The sequence below is a fragment of the Bradyrhizobium sp. Kon56 genome, assembly GCF_055807635.1.
Genome location: NZ_JBVVOU010000466.1, coordinates 1 through 263 on the forward strand (window position 1 = coordinate 1; position 263 = coordinate 263).

1 protein-coding gene is annotated in these 263 nt (G+C 59.7%); it reads left to right on the forward strand.

What is annotated here, in order from left to right; all coding sequences use genetic code 11:
* Nucleotides 1-263 (forward strand): type 2 periplasmic-binding domain-containing protein (locus tag AC0L3B_RS39685; protein ID WP_473383332.1); only part of this gene is annotated, 263 nt, incomplete at both ends.

The following is a 263-nucleotide window of genomic DNA, read 5'->3' on the forward strand; positions in this document are numbered from 1 at the left end:
CACTGGGCGCACAAGGGCGTCATCATTAAAAGCTTCTGGCTCAATGAAGAGCTGGTCCGCAGCTTGGTGGCGGGAGAGATCGATGCAACCCTGCAGGGCACCGTGGAGATACGCAAGGCCCTGCTCGACACCGCCGAGGGCCAGGATTTTGACTTTCTGGGGCCTGCTGTCTCAGCTGATTTATTGGGCGACGGGGTGGCGATCGCGGTGCGCAAACCTGATACCACGTTGCGCAACGAGCTCAACCGAGCGCTTGAGCAACT